The following is a 501-nucleotide window of genomic DNA, read 5'->3' on the forward strand; positions in this document are numbered from 1 at the left end:
GATATCGATCGGGAAGCGGCGGAAGACGGAGGTCAGTGCATAATCGAGCACTGCGACGTCGAAACCATAACCGCCCTGGAGGATGTCCCAGGTCGTGCCGCGCGACTTGGTCGCAAGGACGAGGCATTTTCTGCGCTCCGGCTCCTCGCCCAGGCGCTCCAGCGCGCGGGCGGCGTTCGAGGTGGCGCCGTGGAACATCAGGAGCAGCGGGATGTCGGCTTGGGGAAGGCTGTCCGGCACATAGAGGGTCGGGCGGCCCTCCCCCTCGCCGAGCAGGTACTGCAGCCCCGCCGGCAAGGGCGGCGCGATGGGCGGCGCCGGCCGCGCGGAAAGCAGGCCAGCCTGCCAGCCGGCCTGTGCCTCGTCGGAGAAGGAGAGGTCCATTCCCATCTTATAGCCCGGTCAGGCGAAAAGCTGCGCTTGGTACGGGCGGCGGGGCTCGAACCCGCACGGCCTTGCGGCCGAGGGATTTTAAGTCCCTTCCGTCTACCATTCCGGCAC

Annotated in this window: 1 pseudogene; it reads right to left on the reverse strand. The window is 67.9% G+C overall.

Features of this window, described 5'->3' with window-relative positions:
* Positions 1–384 (reverse strand): annotated as a pseudogene (locus AC1DWF_RS39170) (hypothetical protein); the annotation flags it as partial.
* Positions 385–501 lie beyond the last annotated feature (117 nt).

The organism is Aminobacter sp. P4_D5, assembly GCF_056401815.1.